At 72.8% G+C, this 18,573-nt stretch carries 14 protein-coding genes and 5 pseudogenes; 14 read left to right on the top strand and 5 right to left on the bottom strand.

Annotated features, from left to right (window positions below):
• From ACWJ6R_RS03340 to ACWJ6R_RS03305, 8 genes and pseudogenes are all read left to right on the top strand, one after another.
• Positions 1-521, top strand: a pseudogene (locus ACWJ6R_RS03340) (prenyltransferase/squalene oxidase repeat-containing protein); the annotation flags it as partial.
• 222 nt (positions 522-743) lie between these two features.
• Positions 744-2,552, top strand: a pseudogene (locus ACWJ6R_RS03335) (sensor histidine kinase); the annotation flags it as partial.
• A gap of 715 nt (positions 2,553-3,267) precedes the next feature.
• Positions 3,268-3,699: a roadblock/LC7 domain-containing protein gene (locus ACWJ6R_RS03330; protein WP_449060766.1), complete on the top strand. Its 432-nt coding sequence runs from the start codon at positions 3,268-3,270 to the stop codon at positions 3,697-3,699.
• The gene (locus ACWJ6R_RS03325; protein WP_449060765.1) at positions 3,696-4,082 is read left to right on the top strand and encodes a DUF742 domain-containing protein; all 387 of its coding nucleotides are present in this window, start codon (positions 3,696-3,698) and stop codon (positions 4,080-4,082) included. The genes ACWJ6R_RS03330 and ACWJ6R_RS03325 overlap by 4 nt, the downstream gene beginning before the upstream one ends.
• Positions 4,063-4,691 (top strand): annotated as a pseudogene (locus ACWJ6R_RS03320) (GTP-binding protein). Before ACWJ6R_RS03325 ends, ACWJ6R_RS03320 begins: the two are co-directional and overlap by 20 nt.
• A gap of 351 nt (positions 4,692-5,042) precedes the next feature.
• Positions 5,043-5,486 carry a protease inhibitor I42 family protein gene (locus ACWJ6R_RS03315; RefSeq protein WP_449060762.1) on the top strand — a complete coding sequence of 148 codons (444 nt, stop codon included), beginning with the start codon at positions 5,043-5,045 and terminating at the stop codon, positions 5,484-5,486.
• A 148-nt stretch (positions 5,487-5,634) separates the two neighbouring features.
• Positions 5,635-6,264 (top strand): polyphosphate kinase 2 family protein, encoded by a 630-nt coding sequence (locus ACWJ6R_RS03310; protein WP_449060764.1) that lies wholly within the window; start codon positions 5,635-5,637, stop codon positions 6,262-6,264.
• A gap of 188 nt (positions 6,265-6,452) precedes the next feature.
• The gene (locus ACWJ6R_RS03305) at positions 6,453-7,655 is read left to right on the top strand and encodes a hypothetical protein (protein ID WP_449060761.1); all 1,203 of its coding nucleotides are present in this window, start codon (positions 6,453-6,455) and stop codon (positions 7,653-7,655) included.
• Between the two features lie 95 nt (positions 7,656-7,750).
• On the opposite strand, the gene ACWJ6R_RS03300 is transcribed toward ACWJ6R_RS03305, so the two are convergent.
• Positions 7,751-8,335, bottom strand: coding sequence for a hemerythrin domain-containing protein (locus ACWJ6R_RS03300; protein WP_449060760.1), 585 nt, complete (start codon positions 8,333-8,335; stop codon positions 7,751-7,753).
• 115 nt (positions 8,336-8,450) lie between these two features.
• Here ACWJ6R_RS03300 and ACWJ6R_RS03295 point away from each other — a divergent pair, with 115 nt between their 5' ends.
• Positions 8,451-8,885 carry a hypothetical protein gene (locus ACWJ6R_RS03295; RefSeq protein WP_449060759.1) on the top strand — a complete coding sequence of 145 codons (435 nt, stop codon included), beginning with the start codon at positions 8,451-8,453 and terminating at the stop codon, positions 8,883-8,885.
• A 143-nt stretch (positions 8,886-9,028) separates the two neighbouring features.
• Here the strand turns inward: ACWJ6R_RS03295 and ACWJ6R_RS03290 are convergent, their stop codons facing one another.
• The 3 genes from ACWJ6R_RS03290 to ACWJ6R_RS03280 form a co-directional block, all read right to left on the bottom strand.
• Positions 9,029-9,223 carry a CsbD family protein gene (locus tag ACWJ6R_RS03290; protein ID WP_068893990.1) on the bottom strand — a complete coding sequence of 65 codons (195 nt, stop codon included), beginning with the start codon at positions 9,221-9,223 and terminating at the stop codon, positions 9,029-9,031.
• Positions 9,224-9,346: 123 nt separating this feature from the next.
• The gene (locus tag ACWJ6R_RS03285) at positions 9,347-10,006 is read right to left on the bottom strand and encodes a hypothetical protein (protein ID WP_449060758.1); all 660 of its coding nucleotides are present in this window, start codon (positions 10,004-10,006) and stop codon (positions 9,347-9,349) included.
• On the bottom strand, positions 9,993-11,549 hold the full coding sequence (locus ACWJ6R_RS03280; protein ID WP_449060757.1) for a VWA domain-containing protein: 1,557 nt from the start codon (positions 11,547-11,549) through the stop codon (positions 9,993-9,995). The genes ACWJ6R_RS03285 and ACWJ6R_RS03280 overlap by 14 nt, the downstream gene beginning before the upstream one ends.
• 217 nt (positions 11,550-11,766) lie before the next feature.
• On the opposite strand from ACWJ6R_RS03280, the pseudogene ACWJ6R_RS03275 reads away from it, so the two are divergent.
• From ACWJ6R_RS03275 to ACWJ6R_RS03255, 5 genes and pseudogenes are all read left to right on the top strand, one after another.
• Positions 11,767-12,942 (top strand): annotated as a pseudogene (locus tag ACWJ6R_RS03275) (sensor histidine kinase); the annotation flags it as partial.
• Between the two features lie 137 nt (positions 12,943-13,079).
• Positions 13,080-13,280: a hypothetical protein gene (locus ACWJ6R_RS03270; protein ID WP_449060756.1), complete on the top strand. Its 201-nt coding sequence runs from the start codon at positions 13,080-13,082 to the stop codon at positions 13,278-13,280.
• A pseudogene (locus ACWJ6R_RS03265) lies at positions 13,277-13,937 on the top strand (response regulator). The gene ACWJ6R_RS03270 and the pseudogene ACWJ6R_RS03265 overlap by 4 nt, the downstream one beginning before the upstream one ends.
• A gap of 195 nt (positions 13,938-14,132) precedes the next feature.
• Positions 14,133-15,440, top strand: coding sequence for an endo-1,4-beta-xylanase (locus ACWJ6R_RS03260; RefSeq protein ID WP_449060755.1), 1,308 nt, complete (start codon positions 14,133-14,135; stop codon positions 15,438-15,440).
• A gap of 398 nt (positions 15,441-15,838) precedes the next feature.
• The gene (locus tag ACWJ6R_RS03255; protein ID WP_449060754.1) at positions 15,839-16,294 is read left to right on the top strand and encodes an STAS domain-containing protein; all 456 of its coding nucleotides are present in this window, start codon (positions 15,839-15,841) and stop codon (positions 16,292-16,294) included.
• Positions 16,295-16,417: 123 nt separating this feature from the next.
• Here the strand turns inward: ACWJ6R_RS03255 and ACWJ6R_RS03250 are convergent, their stop codons facing one another.
• Positions 16,418-18,502 carry a beta-galactosidase gene (locus ACWJ6R_RS03250; protein WP_449060753.1) on the bottom strand — a complete coding sequence of 695 codons (2,085 nt, stop codon included), beginning with the start codon at positions 18,500-18,502 and terminating at the stop codon, positions 16,418-16,420.
• Between the last annotated feature and the right edge of the window lie 71 nt (positions 18,503-18,573).

The following is an 18,573-nucleotide window of genomic DNA, read 5'->3' as shown; positions in this document are numbered from 1 at the left end:
TCTTCCCCGCGCCGGACTCCCCGGCGGAGCGTTACGCGGCCGCCGCGCGGAAGGTCTCGGCGCGGCTGCGCGGCTGCCAGGGCGCGGAGGGGAGCTGGCTGGACCGCTGGCACGCCTCGCCGTACTACGCCACGGCCTGCTGCGCGCTCGCGCTGCACGAGTTCGGCGGCGCGGAGTCGGCGGAGGCGGTGGACCGGGCCGTGCGCTGGGTGCTGGCGGGCCAGCGCGCGGACGGGTCCTGGGGACGGTGGGAGGGAACGGCCGAGGAGACCGCCTACGCGCTGCAGACCCTCCTGCTGACCCTCCCGGAGGGCGGGGGCACGTCCGCGGGGGCGGTGGAGGCGGTGGAGCGCGGCCGCGGCTTCCTGTCGGAGGCCGCCGGCGCGTCCGAGGGCCCCCGGCTCTGGCACGACAAGGACCTCTACTTCCCGGCGGCGATCGTCCGGGCGGCCGTCCTGGGCGCGCTGCACCTCGCCGGAGAGTTCCTGGATTCAGGGCGAAACTCCACAAGGCAGCCATGACAGATGTTATGGTTGATATTTACTGATGGCAGTTAGGTCAACAAAAGGGACAGACGGTTACATGTGACCGGGGCTGCCTTGAGTGTAATTACCGACGTTGCTAGGGTTCGGCGGGTGCGATGGGCTGTGCCCCGCCACTTCGGGCTCACGGCCTCTGTGGACTCACGCGTCTATCGCCGTGAAATGTAACGTGATTTCTTTTCATTCCCCCAGGGTGGTGCCATGCGCTTGCGCAATGCGCGTTTGCGGACCAAGGTCACAGCGCTGCTGGTGTCACTCGCGGCCCTCTGGGCGTTCACCGCGTGGGTGACGGTCCGTGACGGCTTGAACATGCTGGGCGTGGCGACGCTGAACTCCGGGGTGGCCGAGCCGAGTGAGCGGTTCATCGTCGAGTTGCAGGTCGAGCGGCGGCTCACGATGCTCTCGCTGGGGGACCCGAACGGCGCCCTCCGGCAGCGTGAGGCGCTGAAGGCCCAGCGCGGGCGCACGGACGCTGCCGCGGCCGCCCTGCGCGGGCTCTCCTCCGCCGCCGACGTGGAACTGGCGGCGAGCGAGGAGCTGTGGCGGCGGATCGGCGTGGTCCTCAACCGCATGGACGGTCTGGCGGCCCTGCGCAAGACGGTCGACGGGGGCGGGGCGGACCGGACCCGCACGGCTGCGGCGTTCGGGGAGATCGTCGAAGCGGTCTACTCCGCCTACGACTCGATGGCCACGCTGGACGACGAGGCGCTCGCCAAGGACACCCGCACGCTCATCGGGCTGAGCCGGGCCGTGGAGCTGGTCTCGCAGGAGGACGCCCTGGCCTCCGGCGCCCTGGCGGCGGGCGGGTTCACCGAGGAGGAGCGTCTGCTGTTCGCGCGGACCGTCGGCGCGCAGCGCTTCCTCACCGCCCAGGCGGTCGCGGAGCTACCCCCGGCCGACCGCGAGGCGTACCGGAGGCTGACCGCGACCGAGGAGTTCACCAGGCTGCGCGTGATCGAGGACCTGCTGTCCCGGAACCGGCAGGCGGAGCGGAGCGGGCAGGTCGACCTCGCGCAGTGGAGCGCCGCCGCGCAGGCCGTGCGGTCCAAGACCTGGGAGACCGTGGTGAAGGCCGGTGACGGCCTGGTCGAGCGCGCCACCCCGGTCGCCGCCGGCGTCATCGTACGGCTCGCGCTCGCCGGCGGCCTGGGGCTCATCGCCGTCATCGCCTCGGTGGTCCTGTCCATCACCACGGCCCGCGCCCTGATCCAGCAGCTGGAGAAGCTGCGGGTCGCCGCCTGGGAGCTGGCCGACAAGCGGCTGCCCGGGGTGGTGGACCGGATCGGCCACGGCGAGGAGGTGGACGTCGCGGCCGAGGCCCCGCCGCTGCGGTTCGGCGACGACCAGATCGGGCAGGTCGGCCAGGCGTTCAACGCCGTCCAGCGGACCGCGATCGAGGTCGCGGTCGAGCAGGCCCAGCTCCGGCGCGACATCGCCGACATCCTGCGCAACCTCGCCCGCCGGACCCAGGGCCTCGTGCACCGCCAGCTGAGCGTCCTGGACACCATGGAGCGGCGCGAGCAGGATCCGCAGGAACTGCGCGACCTGTTCCGGCTGGACCACCTGGCGACCCGCATGCGCCGCTACGCGGAGAACCTCCTCGTCCTGGCCGGGGCCGCCCCCGGCCGCGCCTGGCGGGACCCGGTCCCCATGCTCGACGTGGTGCGCGGGGCACTGGCGGAGATCGAGGACTACACCCGGGTCGACGTGCTCCCCATGGGGGAGGCGTCGCTGGACGGGCGGGCCGTCGGCGACGTCATCCACCTCGTGGCCGAGCTGGTCGAGAACGCGGCCTCCTTCTCCCCGCCCTACACGACGGTGAAGGTCAGCGGGCACAGCGTGGCCCACGGCTACGCCATCGAGATCGAGGACCGGGGCCTGGGCATGAGCGAGGAGGACCTCACCTCGGCCAACGAGCGGATCGCCAACCCGCCCGAGCTCAAGCTGGCGGGCAACGCCCGACTGGGCCTGTACGTCGTCAGCAGGCTCGCCGAACGGCACGGCGTCCGGGTGACGTTCAAGGCCTCCCCGTACGGCGGGACCACCGTCGTGGTGCTGATCCCGCAGGAACTGGTCGGCCAGGGCGCCACCCCCGAGGCCGCCGGAGGCGTGACCGTCCCGACGGCCCGGACCGGGACCGTCCCGGCGGCCCGGGCGGAGGCGGTCCCCCCGGCCCGTGCCGAGACCGCCGGCCTGACCGGTACGGCCGTCGCCGTGGCGCCGCGCGGCGAGAGCGATCCGCCGGAGACGCGACCTCCCGGATCCGGCGGAGGCACGGGGAGCGGCGACCGCCTCCGGGCAGACGGGGGCCGAGGCGGAGGCGGCGGTCTCCGGGCGGACAGGAGCCGGAGCGGGCGCGACCGCCTCCGGGGCCTCCTCGCCGTCGATCCTGCCGCCGCCCGACACCAGTCACACTCCGGGCGGCCTGCCGCGCCGGGTCCCCCAGACCCACCTGGCCGTGCCGCTGCGCGAGGACGACCCGCTCCCGGAGCCGGAGCAGCCCGCCGAGGACGACGAGCGTTCCCCCGAGGAGATCCGCGCCGCCTTCTCCTCCTTCCAGGCGGGGACGCGCCGAGGCCGGTCCGACGCCGCGCAACTGCTCGCCGGGGGGGGACGGCTCCGCGGACGACGACCGGCCGTCCGGGTGATCCCGGCGATGACCGTGACCCACGCGTGCCCGCGGGCGTCGGAGGCCGGAGCCCGAACGGCGAAGAGAGGACGACAAGTGGTGCAGGGAACAGGATCCGTCACCGACCTGGCCTGGTTGCTGGACGACCTGGTCACACGCGTGGCCGAAGCGGAGAACGGGATCGTCTTCTCCACCGACGGCCTGCTCATGGCCGCCTCGGCGGGGCTGAACCCGGCCGACGCCGAGCACCTGGCCGCCGTGGGGTCGGCGATCCAGAGCCTGGGCAGGGGGGTCAGCGACCGGGTGGGCGGCGGGGCGGTGCGCCAGACCATCATCGAGATGCGCTCGGCCTACCTCGTCGTCTCCGCGGCCGGGCAGGGCGCCTGCCTGGCGGTGCTCTGCACGCACGAGGCCGACGTCGGCCTGGTCGCCTACGAGATGGCCATGCTCGTCACCCGGGTCGGGCAGTACCTCACCTCGCCCGCCCGGACGGCGGGTGCCTCGGCCAAGGGCGACGCGGCCGGATGAGCCCCCGCGACGAGCACCCCGACGTCCAGTGGGTCGACGACGAGGCGGGCCCGATCGTCCGGCCCTACGTCCTCACCCGGGGCCGGACCGAGCCGGCCCGCGGCCGGTTCGACCTCATCACGCTGGCGGTGACCCTGCGCCCCGTCCTGCCGGGGGAGACGGAACTGGGGCCGGAGTGCCTGGCCATCGTGCGGCTCTGCGCGCAGCCGCAGTCGGTGGCGGAGATCGCCGCGTACGTCGACCTGCCGGCGGGCACCGTCCGCGTGCTGCTCAGCGACCTGCTCGACCAGGGCTACATCACCCTGCAGGAACCCCAGATGGAGACGGACATGAACGACGAGAGGCTGTACCGGGCGGTGCTGGATGGACTCCGTGCGCTCTAGCCGCGACGCCGGGCGGGCCGTGCTGCCCAAGGCGATCAAGATCCTGGTCGCGGGCGGGTTCGGGGCGGGCAAGACCACCCTGTCGGCGCGGTCTCCGAGATCGAGCCGCTGCGCACCGAGGAGACGCTGACCGACCAGGGCGTCGGGATCGACGACCTGTCCGGGGTGGAGGGCAAGGGCACCACGACCGTCGCGATGGACTTCGGCCGCATCACCATCGGCGACGCCTACCGGCTCTACCTGTTCGGCACCCCCGGGCAGGAGCGGTTCTGGTTCCTCTGGGACGAACTGGCGCTCGGCGCGATGGGCGCGGTCGTGCTGGCCGACACGCGCAGGCTGGCCGACTGCTTCCCCTCGCTGGACTACTTCGAGCGGCGGGACACCCCCTTCATCGTCGCGGTGAACTGCTTCGACGGCGCCCGCCGCTACGACCTGGAGGAGGTACGGCTGGGGCTGACCCTCCCCGAGGACGTCCCGATCGTGCTCGGGGACGCGCGCAAGCGGCAGTCGGGCAAGGAGATCCTGATCACCTTGGTGGAGCACGCGATGAAGGTCCGCCTCGGACATACCCGGGCCACGGACCCGGGAAGACCGGAGCTCATCCGGTAGCAACGTATGTTCACCTAAGTGGGGATAAATCACCTCATCGGGAGGACATGCTCCTGACGGTCCGTGCTCGCCGTGTCACGATTGCGGTGATCATTGAGTGATCATGGCGAGCCCGCCCGAGGAGCATGCATGTGTGACGATTCCGCTCTCCCCCCGGCGGTGGCCGGGGCCCTGGTCGAGGCTCTCGACCACCTGGCCCTGTACGACCGGGCCCGCGAGGTGTACCGGAGCCGCCTGCGCTGACCCCGCCCGCCCGGGTCGCGGCCCCGCCAGATCCGGGCCGCGGCCCTGCCCGCTCCGTTCCGGGGCCTCACCCGGCCCCCGGCGTCCCCGCTCGGTACCCTGGCCCGCGTGAGGTTTCGAACAGGGACGGCCCTGACGCTGCTCGCGCTGGCCGCGCTGCCGGTCGCGGGATGCGGGGCGGGCTCCGCCGTCCGCGACCACGGGAAGGTGACCGAGGGGCGGATCGGCACGACCGTCCAGGTCGAGGTCACCCCCGGCCAGCGCTTCTCCCTCGCGGTGGACGAGAACGCCTCCGTCGGGGACAGCTGGCGGATGGAGGCGCTGCCCGACGTGGCGGTGGCCTCGTTCATCAGTGACGAGTACGAGCACGAGGGCGAGCCCGGCACCACCGGCGGGGGCGGCACCCGCTACTTCGTGTTCAACGCCAAGCGCCCCGGCACGACCGCCGTCACCCTCTCCAACTGCTGGCGCTGCGCGGCCGGCCGGGTCCCGGCCGACGAGCAGAGCCGCCGCCTCTCCGGCGAGGCGACCTTCCGGATCACCGTGCGCTGAGCCGTGCGCTGAGCCGTGCCAGTCTGGGAGGCATGAACCGACTGGCTGAGATCGACCTGTCCCGCGGACTGCGCAAGAAGGAGGCGGCCGAGCGGCTCGACGCGGCGCTGCACCGCCTGCTGAGACTGCGCCTCATGCTCGGCGGCAGATCGGCGACAAGCGCATCGGCCCGCCGCTCTGCGTCGTCTTCGAGGGCTGGGACGCCTCCGGCAAGGGCGGCGCGATCAAACGCCTGGTCCGCCCGCTGGATCCGCGGCACGTGCGGGTCGCCCAGTTCGCGGCCCCGACCTACGACGAGAAGCGCCACCACTTCCTCTGGAGGTTCTGGCCCGTCCTGCCGGGCTGGGGCGGTATGGCGGTGCTCGACCGCTCCTGGTACGGGCGGGTGCTGGTGGAGCGGGTGGAGGGCTTCGCCACCGAGGAGCAGTGGCGGCGGGCCTACGACGAGATCGTGGAGTTCGAACGGACCCTCGCCGCCGAGGGGATGATCCTCGTCAAGTTCTGGATGCACGTCTCGGAGGAGGAGCAGCTCCGCCGCTTCCAGGACCGGGCCGACGACCCGCTGCGCGCCTGGAAGCTCACCGCCGAGGACTGGCGCAACCGGGAGAAGCGCCCGCAGTACGAGATCGCGGTCGAGGAGATGCTGGAGCGCACCGACCACCCGGACGGCCCTGGCACATCGTGCCCGGCGACGACAAACGCCTGGCCCGGGTCACGGTGGTGGAGACGGTGTGCGCGGCGGTCGAGGCCGAGCTGTCGGCCCGCGGCTACGACCTGAGCGACCCTGCCCCGGGTTCGACCGGCGAGGACTGAACGGCGGGACAGGCGGTTGACGATGATTTTTCCTGCCGCGAGCAGGGGGGAGGGGCACTCCGGGGAAGGTGGCGGATGAGGCCGGGTTGCTCCGCGGAACCATCGGGTAGGGCAGCCGATCCACGCCTACGGCCACCGAACGAGGAGAGGCGAATGACCTTCAATCCGTTGCAGGAGCGGGGAATCCCGCTGGACCGGCAGCTGCGCAACTGGCGTGAGCTGAACGTCGACCCGATCGATCCCGATCACTCCGATCCCTACACCCGGTGCCGCGTCATCACGATGAACGGCATCGAGGTCGAAGCGATCATGTTCAGCCACCACATGGCCCGGCACTGCCCGGATCCGCTGGTCAAGCAGCAGCTGGCCGAGGTCCGCTACATCGAGGCCCAGCAGCAGAAGGTCGTCAACTGGCTGCTGCCGGGACTGGCCTCGGTGCTGGAGACCACGCTCGCCTACGAGCAGGTCGCGGTGGACCTGACCGCGTGGGTCGCGCGGATGGAGCCGGACCCCTACCTCAAGCAGGCCTACCAGTTCGGCGTGCTGGAGGACTTCGACCACCTGTACCGCTACGCCAACCTGTTCGAGATGATCGAGCACCGCAGGGCGGAGAAGATCGTCGACGGGCTGACCGAGGTCATGCCCGGCCGCCCGACCTACCTGCACCACCGCCACCCGATCGACAACGTGCGGGCGCCGTACGACAAGAGCGTCACCGAGCCGATCTCGAAGCTGCACGCCCTGACGATCATGGCGGCCGAGCAGCAGACCATGAACTTCTACATGAACGTCGGCCCGACCTACATGGAGCCGATCGCCCGCCAGCTGTACCAGGAGATCGGGCTCATCGAGGAGGAGCACGTCACCCACTACGAGTCCCTGGTGGACCCGGGGGAGACGTGGTGGGAGATGCTGCTCAACCACGAGTACAACGAGTGCTACCTGTACCACTCGTTCATGGAGACCGAGTCCGACCCGAAGGTGAAGGCGATCTGGGAGCTCCACCTCAACATGGAGCTGGAGCACCTGCGCATCGCCGCCGAGCTGTTCAAGCGGCACGACGGCCGCGACCCCGAGGCGGTCGTGGCCCCGTACCTGCCGGCCCCGGTGACCTTCGAGCCGAACAAGGAGTACGTGCGCGAGCTGCTGGCCACGCAGATCGACTACACCACGATCGGCACCGGCTACGTGCAGGAGATGCACGAGCGGTTCGAGAAGCTGCAGGAGGCCATCCACGGCGGGGAGAAGCCGCCGAGCGAGCTCGTCATCGACGAGAACCGCGCCAAGTCCGGCCGGGAGTACCGCCACCAGATGGAGGGCGAGCACCCGGTCCCCAGCCTCCGCGGCATCAGGTAGACGCCGGCCGCGGGCACCCGCCCGGTGCCCGCACGCCGTACGGCCCGCACCCCTTCCGGAAGGGTGCGGCCGTACGGCGTGCGGGCGAGGCCGGCTCAGCGGTCCTTGCCCATCGCGTTGCGGATGGCGTCGCGGACCCGGTCCATCATCGCGACCGGGGTGCCCACCAGCAGGTTCTTGGCCGCCGACTCGACACCCGGGTGGGGGTGGGTGGGGGCCTCGCCGTCGGCGGCCTTCAGCCCGGCGGCCATCGCCCGCCGCTCGGTCTCGCTGGTGCGGGCGCGCAGCTGGGTGAACTCGTAGCGCTCCTCGCTCCTGGCGTGGGCGAGTACGGAGGCCCGCAGCACGGCCAGGTTCGTCATGAACCGGGAGTCCTCGGGGCCCGCCTTGTCCATCTCCATCAGCAGCTTCTTGGCCTCGTGCTCCTCGGCCAGGCGGTCGTCCACCACCGCGTCCCCGCCCTCCAGCTTGCGGCGGGCGTAGGGGTGCACGATCTCCTCCTCGGCCGTCTCGTGCACGGCCAGCATCCGGACCAGCCGCTGGAAGGCCTCCGCCCGTTCGGCCCCGGACGCCTTCTCCACCTCGTCGAACATGTCCCTGATCAGCGCGTGCTGCCGGAGCAGCAGGTCCACGACGTCGTTCTCTTCCATCAGTTCGGGCACCGTCCGGTGCTCTGTCATGTCGTTCTCCCTTCGTGTACCGGTGGCCTACCCGGGTCCGCGAGCCGAAACCAGGCCGTCGCCGCGCCCCTGCCCGGGGGCGTTTGCCCCGCGATGGGCGGGGCACCGGCCACGCATGGGAGAAGACGTGGAAGCAGGTGCGGGACGCGACCGGGCGCAGGGGGCGGGCACACCGTGGACGGCGCGCTGCCACGGGGTGTTCAACGTTCTGTCGGGGGTGTGGCCGCTGGTCCACCTGCCGAGTTTCGAGAAGGTCTTCGGCCCGAAGGAGGACGACTGGCTGGTCCGTACGGTGGCCGGGCTGCTGGTCGGGGTGGGCTGGTCCCAGTTGCGGGGCGCGGCCACCCCGGAGGGCCGTGAGCACGCCCGGCGGGTGGGGACCGCCACGGCGGCGACCCTCCTGGCGATCGACCTGGTCTACGTGCCCAAGGGGCGCATCCGGGCCACCTACCTGCTCGACGCGGCGGCGGAGGCCGCGTGGATCCTCCTGTGGTCCCGCCGCCGCGCCGACCGGAGGAGCGCCGACCGGAGGCCTGCCGGGCGGAGATGAGCGCGGTGTGGGCGGGTGACGGCCGGAAACGGGCACGGAAACGGGCACGGAAGCAGGCATAGAAGCGGGCATAGAAACGGAAGCGGACACGGAAGCGGCGGGGGACGGCCGATCCCGTCCCCCGCCGCGCCGCTTCCGGCCGGTCAGCTCTTGAAGGCGTCCTTGATCTTCTTGCCGGCGTCCTTCACCTTCTCGCCCGCCTGCTTGAGGTTGCCCTCGGCCTGGTCGGCGCGGCCCTCGGCGCGCAGCTCCTCGTCGCCGGTGGCGTATCCCACGTTCTCCTTGGCCCGGCCCTTGAGCTCCTCGGCCTTGTTGGAGATCTTGTCATCGGTGCCCATGATCGTCCCTCCGTAGGTGCGTTCTCCGACGAGGACAGCCCCTATCCCCGCAGCCGCGAGGCAAACACCGCGGGCGCCGCCGGGCTCGTCGGCAGCGCCGCGGCGGCCGGTCCGGAGAGCACGTCAGAGGTCCAGGCCGGAGCGGCCGAACCGGTCGCGCAGGAAGCGGCCCTGGTCGCGCAGGGCCTGCTCGTCGCCCCGGTGCACGGCGCGCGCGATCCCGCGGAGCCCGTCGTCCAGCAGGTCGAGCTGGTCCAGCAGCTCCTCGTGGGCGCTGCGCTCCCGGCCGTCCCGGCGCTCCAGCGCGTAGGCGCGGGGCAGGCAGGCGTAGGCGTCCAGGCTCGCCGGGAGGTAGTCGCGGATCGTCTGGGAGACGATGTGCAGGTGGTCGGGTGAGGCGGCCAGCGCCTCCGCCCGCCCCAGCATGCCCGCCAGCAGCTCGGCCAGGTTCTCCACCCTGTCGGTCACGTCGGAGGGGAACCGCCCGGACCCGGTCACCCGCCCGCGCAGCGCGTCCAGGTCGGCGCGGAGCGCGCCGGTCTCGGTCTCGGCGAGGGAGACGGCCGGCCGGTTCCGCTCGGGCGGGGCCAGCAGCGCGCCCACGCCGTACAGCCCGGCCACCACCAGCGGCCAGAGCGTGCCCGCCAGTCCGAGGAAGTGCGCCACCAGACCGGCCAGGGCGAGCGCGCAGCCGGCGATGTTCCGGGTGGAGCCGAGATAGCGCAGCACCCCGCCGGCGCCCGCCCGGCTCCTCGCGCCGCGGCGCCGGTCATTGGTAGCCACGGATCTCCTTGAAGACCTCGGCCAGGGAGCCGTCGCGGGCGTCGAAGACGGCGCCCCCGGTCAGCGTCGCGACGCGCCTCATCTCCTCCACGTCGCTCTCGCCGAACAGCACCACGAAGGTCCGCGGCCGCGCTTCCCGGGGGATCGTCCGGTACAGCGACTCGAAGTCCTCGAAGGAGGCGCCGTCGGTGTTCTCCCCGTCGGTCATCAGCACGACCGAGGTGTAGTGGCCCGGGGGTGTCCGGACGCTCTCCGCGTAGGCGGCCCGCAGCCCGTCGTAGATCGCGGTTCCCCCGTTCGCCCGCAGCCCCTCGGCGTACCGCCTGATGTCCGTGAGCACCTGCTGCGGAGCGTTCTCGGGCAGGTGGAAGGCGCGCGTCTCGCCCACGCCCCCGCTGAACGGGATCATGGTCACGGTCTCGCGGCTGCGGAACCGGGAGAACGTCCCGGAGGCCGAGCGGTCGGCGCCGGTCAGCGTGACCAGGGCCTCGCGCAGCGCGTCGATCCGCCCGCCCTGCATCGAGCCGGAGGTGTCCAGCACGAACAACGCGTGCGCCGGGGTCCGCATCTCGTCCAGGTAGGCGGTGATCAGCCCGTCGGCGGTGGCCCGGCGGTTGGGGAACGGCAGCTCCAGCAGGGGCTCCGCGCCGAACTCCGGACCGGGCCGCACCTCGGGTACGGCGGGCCGCCGGTGGGTGCCGGTCATGATCTTCCGCTGTGTGTCCGGCGTGCGCAGCCAGGCGGCCAGCCTGCCGTACAGCTCCTTCTTCTCCGCCGGGGCGGAGGCCAGCAGGGTCAGCGGGTAGTCCGCGGTGACCACGCCGTCGGACGGGCGGACGAGGGTCAGGCCCTCCATGCCCAGCAGCACCGATTCGTAGTTGACGATGCCGTCCACCCCGCCGTCCCGCGCGTAGGCCCCGGCCAGCCAGCCGGAGGAGCCGGAGGTGAGCTTCTGGGCGGCGAAGAACTCTTTGAGCCGCGGCGTCACCGCGGCGACCTGCTCGGCGGTCAGCGCCTCGGCCGCGCCCGACAGCCCGGCGGCCACGCCGACCAGCGCGGAGAAACCCGAGTTGGACGAGGCCGGGTTGGTCATGCCGAAGGTGAAGCGCCCGTCGCGGGCGGCGGTGGCGATCTCCTCCCAGGTGGCCCTGCCGTCCGCCCAGCCGAGCTCGGCGGCCTTGGCGGTGCGCAGGCCGAGCAGCACCGGCGAGACCATGGTCCGCGTCTCGGTGGACAACCGGGTCCGGGCGCCGTCGATCAGTGACAGGTAGCGGTTGGAGGAGAACCAGACGGCGTCGTACCGGCCGTCGGCGCCGCCGGACGCCACCTGCTCGGCTCCGTCCAGGGTGCCGGTGTAGGTGAGTCTCACCTTCACGCCGGACCGCTCCAGCAGCGGCTCCAGATCCGCCACCTCGCTGCCGGCCAGGACCCGCAGCACGTCCGGCCCATCAGCCGGTTCGCCGCCGGCCCCGCACGCCGCCAGGCCGAGCGCCAGCACCGCCGCCATCGCGGCCCCGGCCGCCGCCGTTCTCCGCCCACGCATCGAGCCCTCCTTCTGCACTGTCACCGTCCTGGTCCCGGCGTGTCCCCGTCCCGGCACGCGGCCGGTCTCCCGTATCCCGACACGGCGCGGCCGACCTCCCGGTCCGGGGACGGCCTGCGCCGATCGCAGGCCGTCCCGCCACGGGGTACGAAGCTAGGCCGCGCGGCCGGTCCGGCGCGTCAGTCTCCGGTCGGGCTTCCGGGCCCGGTCCGCTCCCGTGGGCCGCTCCGGCGCTCCCTCCGACGACACCGCGTCCGACCTGCGGTTCTCCGCGGGCCGGACCTGTGCCGGGGGCCTCGCCCGGGACGCCCGCGTACGACTCCGGGCTGACCCGGACCGGTCCGGACCCGGCCCGACCGGCCCCGGAGCGCCGGACGGGAGCGGCTATGTTGGGGCCGTGCAGTGGGGGCTCACCGTTCTCCGCCCGTACGCCGCGCGGCCGGTACGGGCCCTGTTCCGGGCAGGCGCCCGGTTCCCGACGATCGTGTTCGACGTGCTGCCGGCCGCCGCGGTCCTCCTCGGCAGCGCCGGCCTCACCAGCGAGGTCTACCAGGGCCCGCCCGGGCCCCTGATCCTCCACGTGGCCCTGTCGCTGCCCCTGGTGTGGCGGCGGCGCGCGCCCCTGGCGGTGTTCTGCGCGGTGGCCGCCGCCGCCTTCGCGCAGTGGCTCGCCGACGTCCAGCTGCTGACCGACGTGGCGCTGCTGGTCGCCCTGTACACGGTGGCCACGCGTTCCACCTGGCGCCGCACGCTCGCGGCCTGGGCCGTGCTGGAACTCGGCATCGTGCTGGCCTCCGTCCGCTGGGCGGCGCCCGACGGCGGTCTCCTCGGCTCGGTCGTCTTCCTGAGCGCGGTGGCCGCCGCCGTCGCCGCCGTCGGGACGAACACCCGGACCAGGCGTGCCTACCTCGCGTCCCTGGAGGACCGCGCGGTCCGCCTGGAACGCGAACGCGATCAGCGGGCCCGGCTCGCGGCGGCGGACGAACGCGCCCGGATCGCCCGGGAGATGCACGACATCGTCACCCACAACCTGTCCGTCATGGTCGCACTCGCCGACGGCGCGGTCTTCGCACAGCACCGCTCGCCCGACCGGGCGACCGCCGCCATGCGGCAGATCTCCGGCACCGGGCGGCAGGCCCTCACCGACATGCGGCGGTCCCTGGGCGTCCTGCGGGCCGACGAACCGGACGCGCTGCGCCATCCGATGCCCGGCATCGCCCAGCTGGACGCCCTCGCCGGCCGGATGCGCGCGGCCGGGTTGCCGACCCGGCTCCGGGTGGCGGGCGATCCCGCCTCCGTCCCCGCCGCCGCGCAGCTCACCGTCTACCGCCTGGTGCAGGAGGCCCTGACCAACGCCCTCAAGCACGCCCCGCCCGGCACCCGCGCCGAGGCCCGGATCCACTGCTCACCGGCGGCCGTCACCCTCGACGTCACCGACGACGGCCGGCCGCGCGCGCCCCCGGCCCGCCGCTATCCGGAACGCTCTCCGGGCCGTCCTCCGGGCCGTCCTCCGGGCACGGCATCCCCGGCATGCGCGAACGCGTCTCCGCGTACGGCGGGAGCCTCGACGCCGGGCCGGTCCCGGACGGCGGATGGCGCGTCTCCGCCGTCCTCCCCCTCGGCTCCGGCCCCACCCCCGGCACCGTCCCCGCTCCCGGTCCCGGCACCGCCCCCGGCCTCGATCCCGATGTCGCCCCCGGTCCCGTCCTCGCCGGAGGTGACGTCACGTGACGATCCGCGTCCTGCTCGCCGACGACGAGCCGCTGCTCCGCATGGCGTTCACCATGGTCCTGGACGCCCAGCCGGACATGGAGGTGGTGGGCGAGGCCGGGGACGGCGCCGAGGCCGTACGGCTCGCCCGGCGGCTCCGTCCCGACGTCGTCCTGATGGACGTGCGCATGCCCGGCACCGACGGGATCGAGGCGACCGGCCGGATCGTCCGGAACCACCGGCGGACCCGGGTCCTCATCCTCACCACCTTCGACCTCGACGAGTACGCCTTCGCCGGGCTGAGGGCCGGGGCCTCCGGCTTCCTGCTCAAGAACGCCCTGCCCGAGGAGCTGCTGGCGGCGATCCGGAGCATCGCCTCGGGCGATGCGGTGGTCTCCCCGCGGATCACCCGGCGTCTGCTGGAGACCTTCGCCCACAGGCTTCCCACCGGGGATGCCCGCGGGCGACGAACGGCTGGAGCTGCTCACCCCCCGCGAACGGGAGGTCCTCATCGAGGTGGCCCGCGGCCTGTCCAACACCGAGATCGCCGCCGAGCTGCATCTCGCGGAGGCCACCGTCAAGACGCATCTGGGCCGGATCCTGACGAAGCTGGAACTGCGCGACCGGGTGCAGGCCGTGGTCTTCGCCTACGAGAACCGGCTCGTGCATCCGGCGTAGGAGCCCGCTCCGGCCGGAAGAAGGCCGGAGCACCGAGCCCTCACCGGTCAAGCGCACCCGGCCGCGCCGATCAGGGGCATCGAGCCCTCACCGGCCGGAAGCACCGGCCGCGCCGGTTACCGGTGAGAAAGGGCTTACGGCCAATGAGAGCGTTCTCATAGCATTTCTCCCCAACGCACCGTTGGAGGACCAATCATGACTTCACGTCCCGATCGCCCCGGTTCCGTCTCCGATCCGTTGATCAGGAGGCACCGTACGGCGGACACCGAGCTCACCGTCACCCTCGACGGCGTGCCGCTGGCCGGGCAGGAGGTGGTGGTCAGCCAGCGGAACCACAAGTTCCTCTTCGGCTGCATCGGCTTCGACTTCATCCCGCTCGCCAACGGTGAGCCGCTGGAGGGGGCGCAGGCCGTACCGGGAGAGGTGCCGGGATCGATGGGCGAGTCGCCCGCCGTCCACGACGAGCGCCTGGCCGACCTCTGGTTCGACCTCTTCAACTTCGCCACGCTCCCCTTCTACTGGGGCCGTTTCGAGCCCGTGCGCGGCCGTCCGGACACCGAGCGGCTGCTCAAGACGGCGCAGTGGTTCGCCGACCGGGGCTGCGCGGTCAAGGGGCACCCGCTGGCCTGGCACACCGTCGGCGCGGAGTGGCTGAACGACCTGTCGAACGAGGAGATCGCCCGCGTGCAGGTGGAGCGGATCCGCCGGGAGATGACCGACTTCGCCGGCGTGGTCGGCATGTGGGACGTCATCAACGAGGTCGTGATCATGCCGATCTTCGACAAGTACGAGAACGGGATCTCCCGGCTCTGCCGCGACATCGGGCGCATCCCCATGATCAAGATGGTCTTCGACGCGGCGCGCGAGGCCGATCCGCACGCCACGCTGCTGCTCAACGACTTCGACATGTCCTCGGCCTACGAGTGCCTGATCGAGGGCGTGCTGGAGGCGGGCGTGAAGATCGACGCACTTGGGCTGCAGAGCCACATGCACCAGGGCTACTGGGGCGAGGAGAAAACCCTCGGGATCATCGACCGCTTCGCCCGCTACGGGCTGCCCATCCACTTCACCGAGACGACCATCCTCTCCGGCCACATCATGCCGGCCGAGATCGAGGACCTGAACGACTACCAGATCCCGGAGTGGCCGACGACGCCCGAGGGCGAGGCCCGCCAGGCCGACGAGATCGTCCGGCACTACCGGACGCTGCTCTCCCACCCCTCGGTGGAGGCGACGACGTACTGGGGCATCTCGGACGGCGGCTGGCTCGGCGCGCCGGGCGGCTTCGTCCGCGTCGACGGCACGCCGAAGCCCTCCTACGACGCGCTGCGCTCGCTGGTCAAGGACGAGTGGTGGCTGGCGCCCACCACGATGGTGACCGATGAGAAGGGCACGGTCCGCTTCAACGGCTTCCTCGGCGAGTACGAGGTGTCGGCGGCCGGCCGGACCGCGGCCTTCAGGCTCGACGAGGCGGGTGAGGCGACGGTCGGCGCGGCCCTGTAGGACCCGCCGCGCCTTGAGGTGAGGTCTCATGATTCGAGGGGGGGCCGGGAGTCGGCGCGGCTCGGTGGGACCCGCCGCGCCCCCTCTGCGTCCCCTCCTGTGCCCCCTCTGCGCCCCCTCCTCCGCGCTCCGAACCGCGCCGGGTCCCGTCGGGGAGGTAGACTGTGATCACCAAAGGACTTTCCCCGCGCCGGTGACACGGCCGGCGGCACCCGCGGCGATTCGCCGCGGTCCTTTCCGAGACCGATGCGGACCGGGCCGATCACGACGGCCGGACCGCTTCTCTCAGCACGCCGGACGCGGCGCTCCCGCCCTCCTCCCAACGGGATGCCTCGCGCACGGGCGGCGTCCCGCCGCCCATCCGGAATCCGTACACCGACCTCTCGATCGGAGACTGAATGATCACCACCACCCAGGTCGACGCCTGCACCCGCGCGCGCCTGCTGGCCGCCTGCCGCCCCCCGCACACCGTCGTCGCGCTGCACGGCGAGATCGACATCGCCACCGCCCCGGCGCTGCGCAGGCGCCTGCTCAACGCGCTCCAGCACAGCACGGACCTGCTCGTGCTCGACCTGTCCGCGGTGTCGTTCTGCGACGCCGCCGGGCTGACCGTGCTGATCGACGTACGGCGGCGCGCCGTGGCGTCCGGCATCACGGTCCGCCTCGCCGCCCCCCGGCCGTCCGTGGCCAGGCTGCTGCACGTCACCGGCCTGGACCGCGCCTTCGCCGTCCACCCCACGCTGTCCAGCGCGCTCGTCTCCCGCAGGACCGACCGGAGCACCGGCCGGGGCGCCGACCGGAACCCCGACGGCGCCCCCGGCGGGCGGCGCCGGAGCGTCAGACGACCCGGCTGACCCTCTCAGGACGACCGGCTTGCCGTACCGGGCCGCCACGTCGTTGAGGTTGGCCTGAACGCCTCCACCGTGCCGTGCCAGCAGGGTCACGCTCCGGCCCGCCGGCGGCCTGCCCGTGAAACGTCACGCTCCGGCCCACCGGCCGGTCTCGACGACCGCCGCCCCGCCCGCCGGTACGGTCACCGTCCCGGCGCAGGCGGTCCCGCCGAGCAGTTCGACGCCCTCGACCCCGTCCACCGTGACCGGCGCGTCACCGTGGTTGAGCAGGAAGAGCCGCTCCCCCCGGCGGACGAGTTCGAGGGTGTCGGGCACGCCCTCCGGCAGGGAGACCCCCGCGCGGTCGAGCACGGGCGCCAGCAGCGCCCGCAGGTCGCCGCCGTCGCGCCCGGCCGCGTCCGGGACCGGGTCGAGGGCCGTCGCGACGTACCAGGCCGTGCCCGCGCCCAGTTCGTGGCAGGTCACCGCGGGATGCCCGGCGTCGGGACCGTCCGCGAAGTTCCGTACGGCCCGCGCCCCGGCGAGGCGGACCCGCTCCGACCAGATGCGGCCGGTCATCGCCGGGCCACTGGAGACCGCACCGTCCGGCACCGGGATACCGGGGTCCGGGGCATCGGAGGCCGGACGGCCGAGGGCGACGGTCCCGTGCTCGGGCAGCGGGTGGAACTCCTCGACCCACAGCCCCAGCACGTCCCGCAGCGCACCGGGGTACGGGCCCGGGTGCACGGCGTCGCAGGCGTCGACGATGCCGGAGAAGTAGGAGACGACCAGGTGGCCGCCCGCCTCCACGTAGCGGTGCAGGTTCTTGCCGGCCTCCTCGGTCAGCAGGTAGGAGCTCGGCGCCACGACCAGCCGGTAGCGGGACAGGTCGGCCGAGGGGTGGACGAAGTCGACCGTGACGTGGTCGCGCCAGAGCGCCTCGTAGAACGCCTCAACCCGCTCCCGGAACCGCAGGTCCGCCGAGGGCCGCCACTCCAGCTCCAGCGCCCAGTACGACTCCCAGTCCCACACCAGCGCCACCTCGGCCTCGACCCGGGAGCCCCGGACGCCCGCCAGCCCGGCGAGCTCGCCGCCCAGGCCCACCACGTCGCGCCAGAGCCCGGAGTCGGTCCCGGCGTGCGGGACCATCGCCGAGTGGAACTTCTCGGCTCCGTACCGGGAGGCCCGCCACTGGAAGAACAGCACCGAGTCCGAACCCCGGGCGACGTGCGCGAGGCTGTTGCGCCGCATCTCGCCCGGGCGTTTGGCCAGGTTGCGCGGTTGCCAGTTGACCGCGCCGGTGGAGTGCTCCATGAGCATCCACGGCCTGCCGCCCGCCACCGAGCGGGTGAGGTCGGCCGCCATCGCCAGCTCGATGTGGTTGTCCGGCCTGGCCGCGTCGAGGTAGTGGTCGGTGGAGACCACGTCCACCTCCGCGGCCCAGCGCCAGTAGTCCATGGGCTTGCAGTTGGGGATCATGAAGTTGGTGGTGACCGGCCGGTCGCTGTGCCGGCGGATCGCCTCGCGCTCGCGGCGGAAGCAGGTGATGTGCGCGTCGACGGAGAAGCGCGCGTAGTCCAGCCGCAGGGCGGTGAGCTGGCCGGGCGGGGCGACGCCGGGCGCCTCGACCTCCTCGAAGGAGCCGTAGGTCAGGCCCCAGAAGACGGTCCCCCAGGCGGCGTTCAGCGCGTCGACGTCGCCGTACCGCTCCCGCAGCCAGGCGCGGAACGCCTCGGCCGAGGCGGCGCAGTGGCATTCGGCGTTGCTCCAGCCGTACTCGTTGTGCACGTGCCACATCGCCACCGCCGGGTGGTCGCCGTACCGGGCGGCCAGCCGCTCGGCGATCCGCGCCGAGGCGGCGGCGTACTCGGGGGAGCTGGGGCAGAAGCCGTGCCGGGAACCGCCCGCGACGACGTGCCCGCCGGAGTCGACGAGGCGGCTGCCCGGGTAGCGGTCGCGGAACCAGGCCGGGGGCGAGGAGGTGGGCGTCGCCAGGCCGATCATGATCCCGGCCGAGTGCAGCAGCTCGACGATCCGGTCCAGGCGGCCGAAGTCGTAGACGCCCTCGGCGGGCTCGATCAGCGCCCAGTTGAAGATGCCGAGGCTGACCAGGTTCACCCCGGCCTCGCGCATCAGGCGGACGTCCTCGTGCCAGACCTCCTCCGGCCACTGCTCGGGGTTGTAGTCCCCGCCGTACGCGATGCCCTCGGGCAGGGCGGGATATCCAGGCACGCTTCCCCCTCGAATCAACTCTGTGAACGTGCACAGTAATCCATCACCCGGGCCGTTCGGAAGCGACTCTG

The organism is Planomonospora algeriensis (genome assembly GCF_977012225.1).
Note: the sequence above shows the minus strand (reverse complement) of the source record. Positions and strands in the feature narration are given on the sequence as shown.